Raw genomic sequence first — 14,007 nt, forward strand, 5'->3', positions numbered from 1 at the left:
CGGCCATGTCTTTAGCGGTGATTCAAATGGTCAGCCAGAGCGACGTGCTGGCCAATCTGGCTCAGGCCCGGCGCCTGCTCGAACAGGCTGCGGCCGGTGGCGCCAAGCTGGCGGTGCTGCCGGAAAACTTCGCCGCCATGGGCCGTCGTGACATCGCTGATATCGGCCGCGCCGAAGCATTGGGCGAAGGACCGATCCTGCCGTGGTTGAAACAGACCGCCCGCGACCTCAAGTTATGGATAGTGGCCGGTACTTTGCCCTTGCCTCCAGTGGATCAGCCGACGGCCAAGGTCAATGCCTGCTCGCTGCTGGTCGATGAGCAGGGCGAAATCGTTGCACGCTATGACAAGTTGCATCTGTTCGATGTCGACGTGGCAGACAATCGCGGCCGTTACCGCGAATCCGATGACTATGCTTATGGCAGTGGCGTCGTGGTTGCCGATACGCCGGTGGGCCGACTCGGTCTGAGCGTGTGTTACGACTTGCGCTTTCCCGAGCTGTACAGCGAATTGCGTGCCGCCGGTGCTGAATTGATTACCGCACCGTCGGCGTTTACTGCGGTGACCGGCGCAGCGCATTGGGATGTGCTGATTCGTGCACGGGCCATCGAGACACAGTGTTATGTGCTGGCCGCAGCGCAGGGCGGGACCCACCCGGGGCCGCGGGAAACCTTCGGTCACGCGGCGATCATCGACCCATGGGGCCGCGTATTGGCGAATCAGGATCAAGGCGAAGCGGTGTTGTTGGCCGAGCGCGATAGCAATGAACAAGCGTCCATCAGGGCGCGAATGCCGGTGACGAGTCATCGGCGGTTTTTCTCGCAGGGCGCACAGCGGCCTGCTTCAGAACACGAATTTAAGGCGTAAACCTATGAGCGAGTTGTTGTCCTCAGTCAGTGATCACCTGTTGGCGCCCGGCGGCGTGACGATCGAGAGCCTGCAAGGCGTGCTCGGTGATCTGGCCGGTCCTGGCATCGATGCGGCCGACCTGTATTTCCAGGGCCAGATTTCCGAGTCCTGGGCGCTGGAAGACGGCATCGTCAAGGAAGGCAGCTTCAACCTCGACCAGGGTGTCGGCGTGCGCGCGCAGTCCGGTGAGAAAACCGGTTTCGCCTACAGCAACGCGATCACCCTCGAAGCGCTCGGCGCAGCGGCCCGTGCCGCGCGTTCGATCTCCCGGGCCGGGCAGAACGGCACGGTGCAGGCGTTCACCACGCAGGATGTCGCGCAACTGTATGCGCCGGACAACCCGCTGGAAGTGCTGAGCCGCGCCGAGAAAGTCGAGCTGCTCAAACGCATCGACGTCGCCACCCGCGCGCTCGACCCGCGTATCCAGCAGGTCAGCGTGAGCATGGCCGGGGTTTGGGAGCGCATTCTGGTGGCGTCCACCGACGGCGGGCTGGCGGCGGATGTGCGCCCGCTGGTGCGCTTCAACGTCAGTGTGATCGTTGAGCAGAATGGCCGTCGCGAGCGCGGCGGTCATGGCGGCGGCGGGCGTACCGACTACCGTTATTTCCTCGCCGAAGACCGCGCCATGGGCTATGCCCGTGAGGCGCTGCGTCAGGCGCTGGTGAATCTGGAAGCGATCCCCGCGCCGGCCGGTACTCTGCCGGTGGTGTTGGGTTCGGGCTGGTCTGGCGTGCTGTTGCACGAAGCGGTCGGCCACGGTCTGGAAGGCGATTTCAACCGCAAGGGCAGTTCGGCCTACAGCGGTCGCATGGGGGAAATGGTTGCTTCCAAGCTGTGCACCATCGTCGATGACGGCACCTTGAGCGGCCGTCGCGGTTCGCTGAGCGTCGACGACGAAGGCACGCCGACCGAGTGCACCACGCTGATCGAAAATGGCGTACTCAAAGGCTACATGCAGGACAAGCTCAACGCGCGCCTGATGGGCGTGGCCCGCACCGGTAACGGGCGTCGTGAGTCCTATGCGCATCTGCCGATGCCGCGCATGACCAACACTTACATGCTCGGTGGCGAAAGCGATCCGGCAGAAATCATCGCCTCTGTGAAGAAGGGCATCTACTGCGCCAACCTCGGCGGCGGTCAGGTCGACATCACCAGCGGCAAGTTCGTGTTCTCCACCAGCGAGGCGTACCTGATCGAGGACGGCAAGATCACTGCGCCGGTCAAAGGCGCGACGTTGATCGGCAACGGCCCCGAGGCGATGAGCCGGGTGTCGATGGTCGGTAACGATCTGGCGCTGGACAGTGGTGTGGGTACTTGCGGCAAGGATGGGCAATCGGTGCCGGTAGGCGTCGGTCAGCCAACGCTGAAAATCGATGCGATCACCGTGGGTGGCACGGGCGCATAAATAAACGTGTGTAGGAGCTGCCGCAGGCTGCGATCTTTGCTCTTAAGATCAAAAGATCGCAGCCTGCGGCAGCTCCTACAAGTGGCGAATATCAACGCAGGCCGCGTTGAGTCTCGTCCAGCTCACGGATGTACTTGAAGATCTTGCGGCTGGAAGCAGGAGGTTTGTTTTGCGCAACCTCGTGCTGAGCCTGACGGATCAGGGAACGCAATTGCTGGCGATCGGCGTCCGGGTACTCGACGACGAATTTCTCCAGCACGGCATCGTCGCCTGCGATCAGGCGATCACGCCAGCGCTCCAGGTTATGGAAACGCTCGTTGTACTGACGAGTCGAGGCATCGAGTTGATCGAGCAGCGTGAGAATCGCGTCAGTGTCCTGATCGCGCATCAGTTTGCCGATGAACTGCAAGTGCCGTTTACGCGCGATGTTCGCGGTGTGCTTGGGCGCATCGGCCAAAGCCCGGCGCATGGCGTCGGTCAGCGGCAGTTTTGCGATCAAGTCTGGCTTGAGTGTTGTCAGGCGCTCGCCAAGGTCAACCAGAGCATGCAGCTCGCGTTTGACCTGAGATTTGCTTTTTTCTCCCGTATCGAGGGAGTCGTCGTAAGAATCAACCATGGTGGCAGTCCGCAAAGAAACGCCGCCATGATAACCAGTCGGGGGCCGCTTGTCCGGCCCGGTCGCTCGATGACCCCAGCCGAAAGCAGCATTTGAGTGGAGATGAGCATGAGTGCAGTTCAAAGCGTCGGCCCGCAGGCATTGCCGGCACTGCAGGAACAGGTCGAGCAGATCATCGCCGAAGCCAAGCGTCAGGGCGCCAGCGCCTGCGAAGTAGCCGTGTCGCTGGAGCAGGGCCTGTCGACGTCGGTGCGTCAGCGCGAAGTCGAAACGGTTGAATTCAACCGTGATCAGGGCTTTGGCATCACGCTGTATGTGGGCCAGCGCAAAGGCTCGGCCAGCACCTCCGCCACCGGCCCGGACGCCATTCGCGAGACCGTCGCCGCCGCACTGGCGATTGCCAAACACACCTCGGAAGACGAGGCCTCGGGCCTGGCAGATGCCGCGCTGATGGCCCGCGAGCAGCAGGATTTCGATCTGTTCCACGAATGGGACATCACCCCGGAGCAGGCCATCGAGAAGGCTTTGCTCTGTGAAGCAGCAGCATTCGACGCCGATGCACGGATCAAGAACGCCGATGGCACCACGCTCAGCACCCATCAGGGCTGCCGCGTTTACGGCAATAGCCACGGTTTTATCGGTGGTTACGCATCGACCCGGCACAGCCTGAGCTGCGTGATGATTGCTGAGGCTGATGGCCAGATGCAGCGCGATTACTGGTATGACGTGAGCCGTCAGGGCGAATTGCTCGCCGATCCGGTGAGCATCGGTCAGCGTGCTGCGCAACGAGCGGCGAGTCGTCTGGGCGCGCGTCCGGTACCGACCTGTGAGGTGCCGGTACTGTTTTCCGCAGAGCTGGCGGGCGGGTTGTTTGGCAGTTTCCTCTCGGCGGTATCCGGTGGCAGCCTGTACCGCAAATCGTCGTTCCTTGAGGGCTCGCTGGGGCAGAAGCTGTTCCCGGAATGGCTGACCATCGACGAGCGTCCGCATCTAATGCGCGCAATGGGCAGTGCTTCATACGACGGTGATGGCCTGGCGACGTATGCCAAACCGTTCGTCGAAAAGGGCGAATTGGTCTCGTACATTCTCGGTACCTACTCCGGCCGCAAACTGGGAATGCCAAGCACCGCTAACGCGGGTGGCGTGCATAACCTGTTCGTCACCCACGGCGACGAAGACCAGGCGGCGCTGTTGAAACGCATGGGCCGTGGCTTGTTGGTCACTGAGTTGATGGGCCATGGCTTGAACATGGTTACCGGCGACTATTCGCGCGGGGCGGCGGGGTTCTGGGTCGAGAACGGTGAAATCCAGTTCGCGGTGCAGGAAGTGACGATCGCCGGCAACATGCGTGACATGTTCAAGCAGATTGTCGCGGTGGGTAATGATCTGGAGTTGCGCAGCAACATTCGCACCGGCTCGGTGTTGATCGAGCGGATGACTGTCGCGGGCAGCTAAACCGCAACTGTCACACAAAAGGCGCGCCACCCCATCGGGTAGCGCGCCTTTTTTATTGGCTCCCCACGAAACCCATGTGGGAGCGAGCCTGCTCGCAAAAGCGATTTAACTGCCGACCTTCATGGTGACTGACCCGACGCCTTCGCGAGCAGGCTCGCTCCCACAATGGGGTCTGTGTAACCAGGTGCTCTTGTTTTGGTTCTCATTATCATCTAATAATAAATCTCATTATCGGATGAGCCCCGGATCATGAGTTCTGCCTTGCACGAGCAGCCTTACCTCGAAAGCTGGCGCTGGATGAGTCGCCAGATCCGCTGCGCGATGGATCCTGACGAACCGCGCCTGATCGAACATTACCTGGCCGAAGGCCGGTATCTGTCTTGTTGCACCGCGACCTCGCCCTGGATGGTCGCCGAAACCTCTTTCCATTTGCTGCTCGACACCGCCACCGACATCGCCTTGCCGTGGCACTGGCGCAGCCTCTGCCTCGATCAAGCCTGGCGCCCGTTGCGTGAAATGGAGCGCCTGTCCCTGTGCAAATGCCGGCTCAAGCGCTGGCAACGCTACACCTGGCAGCTCGCCACTTGCGATCTGCTTCCCTCGATTCCTCTTATTGAACTGGTGCAAGGATTTTCAGATGACCAAGACTCGTATTGAGCGCGACAGCATGGGCGAACTGCAGGTGCCGGTGGACGCTCTCTACGGCGCGCAAACCCAGCGCGCAGTGGATAACTTCCCGATCAGCGGCAAACCAATGCCGACGCAATTCATTCGCGCATTGATCCTCGCCAAAGCCGCCGCAGCCCGCGCCAACGTCGAACTCAACCAAATCACTGCCGCTCAGGGCAAAGCCATCAACGACGCCGCGCAAGGTTTGCTCGAAGGCGATTTCATGCAGCATTTCCCGGTGGATATCTTCCAGACCGGTTCCGGTACCAGTTCCAACATGAACGCCAATGAAGTGATTGCCACCCTGGCCAGCCGTTTGCTCGGCGAACCGGTCAACGCCAACGATCACGTCAACTGCGGCCAAAGCAGCAACGACATTATCCCGACCACCATCCACGTCAGCGCTGCGCTGGCCCTGCACGAACAACTGCTGCCGGCGCTGCTGCACCTGGTGCAAGTGATCGAGCAGAAAGCCGGGCAGGTGCATCATCACGTCAAAACCGGCCGCACACATTTGATGGACGCGATGCCGGTGCGCATGAGCCAGGTACTCAATGGCTGGGCGCAGCAGCTCAAAGCCAACATCGCGCATTTGCAGGATTTGCTGCCGAGCCTGCAATCGCTGGCGCAGGGCGGCACGGCGGTCGGCACCGGGATCAACGCGCATCCTGAGTTCGCCGCACGTTTCAGTCGTCAGTTGAGCCAGTTGACCGACGTGCAATTCACCCCGGGCAAGGATCTGTTTGCGCTGATCGGCTCGCAAGACACCGCCGTCGCCGTCTCCGGCCAGCTCAAGGCCATCGCGGTATCGCTTATGAAAATCGCCAACGACCTGCGCTGGATGAACTCCGGTCCGCTCGCCGGCCTCGGCGAAATCGAACTGGAAGCCCTGCAGCCGGGCTCGTCGATCATGCCGGGCAAGGTCAACCCGGTGATTCCCGAAGCCACCGCCATGGTCGCCGCGCAAGTGATCGGCAACGATTCGGTGATCACTATCGCTGGTCAGTCGGGCAATTTCGAACTCAACGTGATGCTGCCGATCATCGCGCAGAACCTGTTGAGCAGCATCGAACTGCTGGCCAACTCCAGCCGCCTGCTCGGTGACAAAGCCATCGCCAGCTTCAAGGTCAACGAATCGCGCTTGAAAGAAGCGCTGTCGCGCAATCCGATTCTGGTCACCGCGCTCAACCCGATCATCGGTTACCAGAAAGCCGCCGAAATCGCCAAGCAGGCCTACAAGGAAGGTCGCGCGGTGATCGACGTCGCCCTGGAACATACCGACCTGTCGCGCAGCCAACTGGAAGAGTTGCTCAATCCCGAGAAACTCACCGCCGGCGGCGTGTAAACCCCGCAACCGCTTTGGAGGCTCACCATGGAGCACTGGAAACGCACGATCGAACGGGCCAATCGCTGCTTCATGTTGGGCGAGCTGATCGACGCCCGTGAGGCGTACCTGCAAGCCCTGGCCCTCGCGCAAGTGTTGTTCGAACGCTGGGCAGATGCTGATGAAGCGGTGGCGGCTTGCGTGATCTCCCACCACAACCTGGCGGACTTGCACCTGCGCCTGAATCAGCCGGAGGAAAGCGCCGAATACCTCTGCGCCATCCATCAACGCTTGTTGCAGACCATGCAGGACGAACGTCAGCGCCTGGCCTTGCGTGAAGCGGCGTTGCGCCAGAGCAGCAAGACCTATGTCGAACTGCTGAATTTCATCAGTGAGCACGGCGAATATCCGCGCACCCAGCGCTTATTGCACCCCGACACCGGCAATGCGCGCCGTGCGCCTGCCCCCCATTACCATGGAGTCCATTGAAATGGCTTTTACCTTGCCTGCCTTGCCTTACGCCTACGATGCCCTGGAACCGCATATCGATGCGCAGACCATGGAGATTCACTACACCAAGCATCACCAGACCTACATCAACAACCTCAACGCCGCCGTAGAAGGCACTGAATACGCTGAGTGGCCGGTGGAAAAACTGGTCGCCAGCGTTCAGCAATTGCCGGAAAAGCTCCGTGCGGCGGTGATCAATCAGGGCGGCGGTCACGCCAACCACTCGTTGTTCTGGGAAGTCATGGTGCCCAACGGTGGCGGCAAGCCGGATGGCGCGCTGGCCAAGGCCATCGATGAACATCTGGGTGGTCTCGACAGCTTCAAGGAGGCCTTCACCAAAGCTGCACTGACCCGTTTCGGCAGCGGCTGGGCCTGGCTCAGCGTGACCCCTGAGAAGACGCTGATCGTGGAAAGCAGCGGCAACCAGGACAGTCCGTTGATGAACGGCAATACGCCGATTCTCGGTCTCGACGTCTGGGAGCACGCCTATTATCTGCGCTATCAGAACCGTCGACCGGAATACATCAACGCCTTTTACAACGTGATCAATTGGCCTGAAGTCGCTGCGCGCTATCAGGCCGCACTGGTTTAAGTCTTCTATAAAAACAATCCAAGGCTGACTATGGGCACTGAAACACTGGCGATCGGAAGTGGGCGTATGTTTCGTTACGCAGTGGGATCGCTATTACTGTTGGCGGGCATGACCTTGCTGGTTGCCCACGGACTGGAATGGCTGAACCTTGAGCCGAGGCTGTCGCGGGCATTGCAGGGCGGTGCGATCTGCGCTCTCGGCACGGCGCTTGGCGCCGTCCCGGTGCTGGTGATTCGGCGCATGCCGCAGGCACTCAGCGATACTTTGCTGGGTTTTGGTGCCGGGGTGATGCTGGCGGCGACGGCGTTTTCGCTGATCGTGCCGGGCATCGCTGCCGCCGAAAGCCTCGGCCTGACGCCGTGGGGCGCCAGTGGCCTGATCTGCTTCGGCATCATGCTCGGGGCGTTTGGCCTGTATCTGGTTGATCGCAAGGTGTCGGGTGCGTCCCCGGAAATGCTCGTCGGCACCGTCGAGCATCCGGTGATACCGCCGCGGATCTGGCTGTTCGTGTTCGCCATCATTGCCCATAACATCCCTGAAGGCATGGCCGTCGGCGTTTCTGCTGGCGGTGGCATGCCGGATGCGGACAGTCTGGCCATGGGCATCGCTTTGCAGGATGTGCCGGAGGGCCTGGTGATTGCGCTGGTGTTGGCCGGGGCGGGGATGTCGCGGGTCAAGGCGTTTCTGATCGGCGCGGCGTCAGGTCTGGTCGAGCCGGTGTTTGCGCTGTTGTGCGCGTGGCTGGTCAGTCTGGCGCAGGTGTTGTTGCCGTTAGGTCTGGCACTGGCGGCGGGGGCGATGCTGCTGGTGGTGACCCACGAAGTGATTCCCGAGTCGCGACGCAATGGTCATGACAAACTGGCCAGTCTTGGTCTGTTGATCGGGTTTTGTCTGATGATGGTGATGGATACGGCGTTGGGTTGAAGATCAAAAGATCGCAGCCTGCGGCAGCTCCTACGAGGGGATTGGTGCGACATGGGCTGCGACTTTTTGATTTTGGCTGTCAGCCACCTTCATCGAAGTAGTTGTTGATCAACGCCACCAGCGCATCCAGCGCTTCCTGTTCCTGATGCCCTTCAGTACTCAAATAGATCTTGGTGCCCTTGCCTGCCGCCAGCATCATCATCGCCATGATGCTTTTGCCATCGACCGTTGTCTCTGGCGTACGGCCCACTCTGATCGAGCAGTCCGGAAACTGCCCGGCCACGCCAACGAATTTGGCCGATGCGCGGGCATGCAGGCCCAGCTTGTTGATGATTTCGATTTCCAGAGCAGGCATCGCGGTGTGAATCCTTTAAGTGAGGTCGCGGTGGCGAACCTGGACGTTCTTCAGGGTTTTCTGCAGGGCCTGACCCAGGCGTTCGGTCAGGTAGACGGAGCGGTGATGCCCGCCGGTGCAGCCAATGGCAATGGTGACGTAGGCGCGGTTGCTCGCGGCGAAACGCGGTAGCCATTTGTGCAGGTAAGTGAAGATGTCCTGAAACATTTCTTCGACCTCCGGCTGTGCCGCCAGGTATTCGGCCACCGGCGCATCGAGACCCGATTGCGCACGCAGTTCCGGCTTCCAGTAAGGATTAGGCAGGCAGCGCACATCGAACACCAGATCCGCATCCACCGGCATGCCGCGTTTGAAGCCGAATGACTCGACCAGAAACGCGGTGCCTGGCTCCGGCTGGTTCAGCAGACGCAGCTTGATGGTGTCGCGCAACTGGTACAGGTTCAGATTGGTGGTGTTGATCTTCAGGTCGGCGAGGTCGGCAATCGGGCCGAGCAGGGCGGTTTCATCCTGGATAGCTTCGGCCAGCGAGCGGTTGGCGTTGCTCAGCGGATGGCGACGGCGGGTTTCGGAGAAACGCTTGAGCAGAGTTTCCTCGTCGGCATCCAGATACAGGACATCGCACTGGATGTGCTTGCTGCGCACATCTTCAAGCAGCTCGGGAAAGCGCGACAGGTGGCTCGGCAGGTTGCGCGCATCAATGGACACGGCCACCAGCGGCTGCGCCAGTTCAGTGTGAATCAGCGCACGTTCGGCCAGTTCCGGCAGCAAGCCTGCCGGCAGGTTGTCGATGCAGTAGTAACCGTTGTCCTCAAGGACATCCAGTGCGGTACTTTTACCCGAGCCGGAGCGGCCACTGACGATGATCAAGCGCATGATTAGTGCCCGTTCTGCTCGTCCAGGACAACCTGATACAAGGCTTCGTTGCTCGCAGCGCTGCGCAGTTTATCGCGCACGTCCTTGCGATCGAGCATGCTGGCGATCTGACGCAGCAACTCCAGGTGCGCATCGGTGGCGGCTTCCGGGACCAGCAATACGAACAGCAGGTCAACCGGGGCGCCATCGATGGCGTCGAAATCGATTGGCGCTTCAAGGTGCATCAAGGCGCTGATAGGCGACTGGCAACCCTTGAGACGGCAGTGAGGAATGGCGATGCCGTTACCAAAACCGGTGGAGCCGAGTTTTTCACGGGCAATCAACGCCTCGAAGACATCTTGCATCTCCAGATCCGGCACTTCGCGGGCGATCAGGTTGGCAATTTGTTCGAGGGCTTTCTTTTTACTGCCGCCCGGCACGTTCACGAGGGAACGGCCGGGGGTCAGGATGTTTTCAAGTCGGATCATGGGGTGGGGGGGTTATCGACCGGTAGCGCCCTGAAGGAGGCTCTGGGTCTTTTCCTTATGCTTTTTGAGTTGGCGATCCAGCTTGTCGGTCAGTGAGTCGATCGCAGCATACATATCAGTATCTTCTGCGTTGGCGACCACTTCGCTGCCGGGTATATGCAAGGTGGCTTCGATTTTCTGCTTCAGCTTTTCGACGCACATCGTGACTTGCACGTTGGTGATCTTGTCGAAATGGCGCTCCAGTCGTTGGAGTTTTTCCTCGATATAGGAACGCAGAGGTTGGGTCACTTCCAGTTGGTGTCCACTGATGTTGACTTGCATACAGCTTCTCCTTCGTTGCCAGTGCATAAAGCGGCAGGCTGGATAGCCTGCCACTGGAACGCTGTAACGTGGCTTACATCAACCGCTTGCGTTCGCTCGAAGGCGCGATCCCGAGAGATTCGCGGTACTTGGCGACGGTGCGGCGAGCCACCTGAATGCCTTGTGCCTCCAGTAAACCAGCGATCTTGCTGTCACTCAACGGCTTTTTCTGATTTTCCGCTGCAACCAGTTTTTTGATGATCGCGCGGATCGCTGTGGACGAGCATTCGCCGCCTTCGGAGGTGCTGACGTGGCTGGAGAAAAAGTATTTCAACTCATAAATACCGCGCGGGGTATGCATGAATTTCTGTGTGGTCACCCGTGAAATCGTTGATTCGTGCATGCCGACCGCTTCGGCGATGTCGTGCAGGACCAGCGGCTTCATGGCTTCGTCGCCGTACTCCAGAAAACCGCGTTGATGCTCGACGATCTGGGTGGCTACTTTCATCAGGGTTTCGTTGCGGCTTTGCAGGCTCTTGATGAACCAGCGGGCTTCCTGCAACTGATTGCGCATGAAAGTGTTGTCGGCGCTGGTGTCGGCGCGACGGACGAAACCGGCGTATTGGGCGTTGACGCGCAGGCGCGGCACCGATTCCTGATTCAGCTCGACCAGCCAGCGCTCGTTGTCCTTGCGCACGATCACGTCAGGGACGACGTATTCGGCTTCAGTGGACTCGATCTGAGAGCCCGGACGCGGATTGAGGCTTTGCACCAGTTCGATGACCTGGCGCAGTTCGTCTTCCTTGAGTTTCATGCGCCGCATCAACTGGCTGTAGTCGCGGCTGCCGAGCAGGTCGATGTAATCGGTGACCAGGCGTTTGGCTTCAGCCAGCCAAGGCGTCTTGGCTGGCAACTGGCGTAATTGCAGCAGCAGGCACTCGCCGAGATTGCGCGCGCCGATGCCGGCCGGTTCAAACTGCTGGATGCGGTGCAGGACCGCTTCGATTTCGTCCAGTTCGATGTCCAGTTCCGGGTCGAACGCCTCAAGGATCTCTTCGAGGGTTTCGTCCAGGTAGCCCTGATTGTTGATGCAATCGATCAGGGTCACGGCGATCAGGCGATCGGTGTCGGACATCGGTGCGAGGTTCAGTTGCCACAGCAGGTGGCTTTGCAGGCTCTCGCCGGCGGACGTGCGGGTGGTGAAGTCCCATTCGTCATCGTCGCTGCTGGGCAGGCTGCTGGCGCTGGTCTGGTAAACGTCTTCCCACGCGGTATCGACGGGAAGTTCGTTGGGGATACGCTCGCTCCAGTCACCTTCCTCAAGGTTGTCCACCGTGGGTGCGGTTTCCTGATAGGAGGGTTCCTGGATTTCGATGGGCTTCTGTTCGGCGTTGTCGGCCATGGGGTCGGAATTGTCGAAGTCGTCGCCTTCTTCCTGGCGTTCGAGCATCGGATTGGATTCCAGAGCCTCCTGGATTTCCTGTTGCAGATCCAGGGTCGACAATTGGAGCAGGCGGATGGCCTGTTGCAGCTGCGGTGTCATCGTCAGCTGCTGGCCCATTCTCAAGACTAGCGATGGTTTCATGGCAGGGGCTTAACACCTTATTCGCCGGCGCTATGCGCCATCCACTACAGGGCGCCGGAGCGCCAAACTTAAGCAAATTATATGCCTGAAACTGAAGTGTTTGCCTAGAGCGCTGTAACAATTAAAGCGTATTAATTCCTGCTTGAATCGATACAGCGCCCGGGCGGCGCACCGGGCACTGTTACGCTTACAGGCGGAACTCGTGACCCAGATACACTTCCTTGACCAGATCGTTGGCCAGGATGGTTTCTGCATCGCCTTCAGCGATCAGTTGACCATCGTTGACGATGTAAGCGGTTTCGCAGATGTCCAGCGTCTCGCGGACGTTGTGGTCGGTGATCAATACACCGATACCCTTGGCCTTGAGGTGGTGGATGATCTGCTTGATGTCGCCGACCGAGATCGGGTCGACGCCGGCGAACGGTTCGTCGAGCAGGATGAATTTTGGTGCCGTTGCCAGCGCGCGAGCAATTTCCACTCGGCGGCGTTCACCACCGGACAGGCTCATGCCAAGGTTGTCGCGGATGTGGCTGATGTGGAATTCCTGCAGCAGGCTTTCCAGCTCTTTGCGGCGACCGGCCTTGTCGAGTTCCTGACGGGTCTCGAGGATGGCCATGATGTTGTCAGCCACCGACAGTTTGCGGAAGATCGACGCTTCTTGCGGCAGATAGCCGATGCCGGCCTTTGCACGACCGTGCATCGGCTGGTGGCTGACGTCCAGATCGTCGATCAGTACGCGGCCCTGATCGGCCTGTACCAGGCCGACGATCATGTAGAAGCAAGTGGTCTTGCCGGCACCGTTCGGGCCGAGCAGACCGACGATCTGGCCGCTGTCGATCGACAGGCTGACGTCACGCACGACCTGGCGGCTTTTATAGGCCTTGGCCAGGTGCTGAGCTTTCAGAGTTGCCATTACTGGGTTTTCTCGTCGGTTTTCTTCTTCGGCTGGATCACCATGTCGATGCGCGGACGCGACTCGGTGACCTTGTTGCCGGTAGCGCGACCGGCGCTGGCCAGTTTCTTCACGGTGTCGTAGACGATTTTCTCGCCCTGAGTGACGTTGCCGTCTTTGTCGACGACCTTGGCCTTGTCGATCAGTACGACGCGGTTTTGCTGGGCGTGGTATTGAATCGTCACGCCGTAGCCTTGAACCGGTTTGGTGTCACCCTGGGTTTGCAACTGTTCAAAGTAAGCCAGGTTGCCCACGGAGGTCACTACGTCGATATCGCCATTCGGCGCGCGAGTCATGGTCACCGTGTTGCCTTTAACGATCATCGAACCCTGGGTGATGATTACATCACCTTTATAGGTGGCGATGCCGTTCTTGTCGTCCAGTTGGGCGTCGTCGGCTTGAATGCGGATAGGTTGCTGCTGATCGTTCGGCAGAGCCCAGGCGCTCACGCTTCCCAGTGCTGCGCCCAGACTGAGCAAAATAGGGAGGGTTTTAACGAGCCTCATACTGTCCTCTTACGTTCGATAGCAGGTGTATCCTGCTTTCCTTCAGGTACGCTTTCATTCCAACGCCAGTCGATACACCGCCAGCGCCGTCGATTCTAACGGGTTGCTCGGTCTGCGCATATTCCTGCTGCGGGAACACGGTCATGCGAGTGGAAGTGATCAGGATGTCACGCTTCTTTTCATCGGTGCGCGCAACGCGTACCGAATCGATCAGTTCGACTTCGGTGCCGCCTGAATTCACTTCACCGCGCTCACTGGTCACGTGCCACGGGAATTCTGTTCCGCGATACATGTTCAGGTCGGGTTTGGTCACGAGCGTGACGTCGGTTGCCTTAACGTGCTCGGCTTTCTCGGACGTCATTTCATACTGCACCTTGCCATCCGGCAGGTATTGCAGGGTATGCGTGTTGGTTGCATACCAGTCGATAGGCGTTTCCACCGAGGTGACCGGTGGTTTGTCGAGAAAGCGTTCCGGGCTGATATTCCAGTAGCCGACCGCTGCGAAAATCGCAGCGATGCAGCCGAACAGCAGGAAGTTACGAAATTTTTTGCTGAACATGGCTTGG

Annotated in this window: 17 protein-coding genes; 8 read left to right on the top strand and 9 right to left on the bottom strand. The window is 59.7% G+C overall.

The window, feature by feature from the left end; translation table 11 throughout:
- The first annotated feature begins 5 nt into the window (after positions 1 to 5).
- Together M5G26_RS00245 and tldD are read left to right on the top strand one after the other, a co-directional pair.
- Positions 6 to 866 (top strand): carbon-nitrogen hydrolase family protein, encoded by an 861-nt coding sequence (locus tag M5G26_RS00245; RefSeq protein WP_273914171.1) that lies wholly within the window; start codon positions 6 to 8, stop codon positions 864 to 866.
- A gap of 4 nt (positions 867 to 870) precedes the next feature.
- The gene (gene tldD / locus M5G26_RS00250) at positions 871 to 2,313 is read left to right on the top strand and encodes a metalloprotease TldD (protein WP_034154473.1); all 1,443 of its coding nucleotides are present in this window, start codon (positions 871 to 873) and stop codon (positions 2,311 to 2,313) included.
- Between the two features lie 91 nt (positions 2,314 to 2,404).
- Here the strand turns inward: tldD and yjgA are convergent, their stop codons facing one another.
- Positions 2,405 to 2,929, bottom strand: coding sequence for a ribosome biogenesis factor YjgA (gene yjgA / locus M5G26_RS00255; RefSeq protein ID WP_007915377.1), 525 nt, complete (start codon positions 2,927 to 2,929; stop codon positions 2,405 to 2,407).
- A 108-nt stretch (positions 2,930 to 3,037) separates the two neighbouring features.
- On the opposite strand from yjgA, the gene pmbA reads away from it, so the two are divergent.
- The 6 genes from pmbA to M5G26_RS00285 all read left to right on the top strand — a co-directional run bounded on the left by pmbA (position 3,038) and on the right by M5G26_RS00285 (position 8,403).
- Complete coding sequence (gene pmbA / locus M5G26_RS00260; RefSeq protein WP_150691857.1) at positions 3,038 to 4,384, top strand: metalloprotease PmbA; 1,347 nt, start codon at positions 3,038 to 3,040, stop codon at positions 4,382 to 4,384.
- 249 nt (positions 4,385 to 4,633) lie between these two features.
- Positions 4,634 to 5,041 (top strand): FagA protein, encoded by a 408-nt coding sequence (locus M5G26_RS00265; protein ID WP_134174596.1) that lies wholly within the window; start codon positions 4,634 to 4,636, stop codon positions 5,039 to 5,041.
- Positions 5,022 to 6,398 (top strand): class II fumarate hydratase, encoded by a 1,377-nt coding sequence (locus tag M5G26_RS00270; protein WP_273914172.1) that lies wholly within the window; start codon positions 5,022 to 5,024, stop codon positions 6,396 to 6,398. The genes M5G26_RS00265 and M5G26_RS00270 overlap by 20 nt, the downstream gene beginning before the upstream one ends.
- 27 nt (positions 6,399 to 6,425) lie before the next feature.
- On the top strand, positions 6,426 to 6,866 hold the full coding sequence (locus tag M5G26_RS00275) for a hypothetical protein (RefSeq protein ID WP_122606059.1): 441 nt from the start codon (positions 6,426 to 6,428) through the stop codon (positions 6,864 to 6,866).
- 1 nt (position 6,867) lies between these two features.
- Positions 6,868 to 7,479, top strand: a complete 612-nt coding sequence (locus M5G26_RS00280) for a superoxide dismutase (protein WP_273914173.1) — start codon at positions 6,868 to 6,870, stop codon at positions 7,477 to 7,479.
- A gap of 30 nt (positions 7,480 to 7,509) precedes the next feature.
- On the top strand, positions 7,510 to 8,403 hold the full coding sequence (locus M5G26_RS00285) for a ZIP family metal transporter (RefSeq protein ID WP_273914174.1): 894 nt from the start codon (positions 7,510 to 7,512) through the stop codon (positions 8,401 to 8,403).
- Between the two features lie 79 nt (positions 8,404 to 8,482).
- On the opposite strand, the gene M5G26_RS00290 is transcribed toward M5G26_RS00285, so the two are convergent.
- From M5G26_RS00290 to lptC, 8 genes are all read right to left on the bottom strand, one after another.
- Positions 8,483 to 8,758 (bottom strand): HPr family phosphocarrier protein, encoded by a 276-nt coding sequence (locus M5G26_RS00290; protein WP_134174602.1) that lies wholly within the window; start codon positions 8,756 to 8,758, stop codon positions 8,483 to 8,485.
- Positions 8,759 to 8,773: 15 nt separating this feature from the next.
- Positions 8,774 to 9,631 (bottom strand): RNase adapter RapZ, encoded by an 858-nt coding sequence (gene rapZ, locus M5G26_RS00295; RefSeq protein WP_273914175.1) that lies wholly within the window; start codon positions 9,629 to 9,631, stop codon positions 8,774 to 8,776.
- A gap of 2 nt (positions 9,632 to 9,633) precedes the next feature.
- Positions 9,634 to 10,098, bottom strand: a complete 465-nt coding sequence (ptsN, locus tag M5G26_RS00300) for a PTS IIA-like nitrogen regulatory protein PtsN (RefSeq protein WP_038357534.1) — start codon at positions 10,096 to 10,098, stop codon at positions 9,634 to 9,636.
- Positions 10,099 to 10,110: 12 nt separating this feature from the next.
- On the bottom strand, positions 10,111 to 10,419 hold the full coding sequence (gene hpf, locus M5G26_RS00305; RefSeq protein WP_007912419.1) for a ribosome hibernation-promoting factor, HPF/YfiA family: 309 nt from the start codon (positions 10,417 to 10,419) through the stop codon (positions 10,111 to 10,113).
- Positions 10,420 to 10,492: 73 nt separating this feature from the next.
- Positions 10,493 to 11,983 (bottom strand): RNA polymerase factor sigma-54, encoded by a 1,491-nt coding sequence (locus tag M5G26_RS00310; protein WP_150691864.1) that lies wholly within the window; start codon positions 11,981 to 11,983, stop codon positions 10,493 to 10,495.
- A gap of 187 nt (positions 11,984 to 12,170) precedes the next feature.
- On the bottom strand, positions 12,171 to 12,896 hold the full coding sequence (gene lptB / locus M5G26_RS00315) for an LPS export ABC transporter ATP-binding protein (protein ID WP_008085069.1): 726 nt from the start codon (positions 12,894 to 12,896) through the stop codon (positions 12,171 to 12,173).
- The gene (gene lptA, locus M5G26_RS00320) at positions 12,896 to 13,441 is read right to left on the bottom strand and encodes a lipopolysaccharide transport periplasmic protein LptA (protein ID WP_134174608.1); all 546 of its coding nucleotides are present in this window, start codon (positions 13,439 to 13,441) and stop codon (positions 12,896 to 12,898) included. Before lptA ends, lptB begins: the two co-directional genes overlap by 1 nt.
- On the bottom strand, positions 13,428 to 14,000 hold the full coding sequence (gene lptC / locus M5G26_RS00325; protein WP_038357537.1) for an LPS export ABC transporter periplasmic protein LptC: 573 nt from the start codon (positions 13,998 to 14,000) through the stop codon (positions 13,428 to 13,430). Before lptC ends, lptA begins: the two co-directional genes overlap by 14 nt.
- Positions 14,001 to 14,007: the final 7 nt, after the last annotated feature.

It is taken from the genome of Pseudomonas sp. TNT2022 ID642 (genome assembly GCF_028656995.1).
GTDB lineage: Bacteria > Pseudomonadota > Gammaproteobacteria > Pseudomonadales > Pseudomonadaceae > Aquipseudomonas.

Excerpts from the sequence above, each read along its gene's own strand:
- M5G26_RS00290 (WP_134174602.1), bottom strand. The coding sequence starts at position 8,758 with ATGCCTGCTCTGGAAATCGAAATCATCAACAAGCTGGGCCTGCATGCC.
- yjgA (WP_007915377.1), bottom strand. The coding sequence starts at position 2,929 with ATGGTTGATTCTTACGACGACTCCCTCGATACGGGAGAAAAAAGCAAA.
- ptsN (WP_038357534.1), bottom strand. The coding sequence starts at position 10,098 with ATGATCCGACTTGAAAACATCCTGACCCCCGGCCGTTCCCTCGTGAAC.
- hpf (WP_007912419.1), bottom strand. The coding sequence starts at position 10,419 with ATGCAAGTCAACATCAGTGGACACCAACTGGAAGTGACCCAACCTCTG.
- M5G26_RS00265 (WP_134174596.1), top strand. The coding sequence starts at position 4,634 with ATGAGTTCTGCCTTGCACGAGCAGCCTTACCTCGAAAGCTGGCGCTGG.
- M5G26_RS00285 (WP_273914174.1), top strand. The coding sequence starts at position 7,510 with ATGGGCACTGAAACACTGGCGATCGGAAGTGGGCGTATGTTTCGTTAC.
- pmbA (WP_150691857.1), top strand. The coding sequence starts at position 3,038 with ATGAGTGCAGTTCAAAGCGTCGGCCCGCAGGCATTGCCGGCACTGCAG.
- M5G26_RS00280 (WP_273914173.1), top strand. The coding sequence starts at position 6,868 with ATGGCTTTTACCTTGCCTGCCTTGCCTTACGCCTACGATGCCCTGGAA.
- tldD (WP_034154473.1), top strand. The coding sequence starts at position 871 with ATGAGCGAGTTGTTGTCCTCAGTCAGTGATCACCTGTTGGCGCCCGGC.
- M5G26_RS00310 (WP_150691864.1), bottom strand. The coding sequence starts at position 11,983 with ATGAAACCATCGCTAGTCTTGAGAATGGGCCAGCAGCTGACGATGACA.
- lptB (WP_008085069.1), bottom strand. The coding sequence starts at position 12,896 with ATGGCAACTCTGAAAGCTCAGCACCTGGCCAAGGCCTATAAAAGCCGC.
- M5G26_RS00275 (WP_122606059.1), top strand. The coding sequence starts at position 6,426 with ATGGAGCACTGGAAACGCACGATCGAACGGGCCAATCGCTGCTTCATG.
- rapZ (WP_273914175.1), bottom strand. The coding sequence starts at position 9,631 with ATGCGCTTGATCATCGTCAGTGGCCGCTCCGGCTCGGGTAAAAGTACC.
- M5G26_RS00245 (WP_273914171.1), top strand. The coding sequence starts at position 6 with ATGTCTTTAGCGGTGATTCAAATGGTCAGCCAGAGCGACGTGCTGGCC.
- M5G26_RS00270 (WP_273914172.1), top strand. The coding sequence starts at position 5,022 with ATGACCAAGACTCGTATTGAGCGCGACAGCATGGGCGAACTGCAGGTG.
- lptC (WP_038357537.1), bottom strand. The coding sequence starts at position 14,000 with ATGTTCAGCAAAAAATTTCGTAACTTCCTGCTGTTCGGCTGCATCGCT.
- lptA (WP_134174608.1), bottom strand. The coding sequence starts at position 13,441 with ATGAGGCTCGTTAAAACCCTCCCTATTTTGCTCAGTCTGGGCGCAGCA.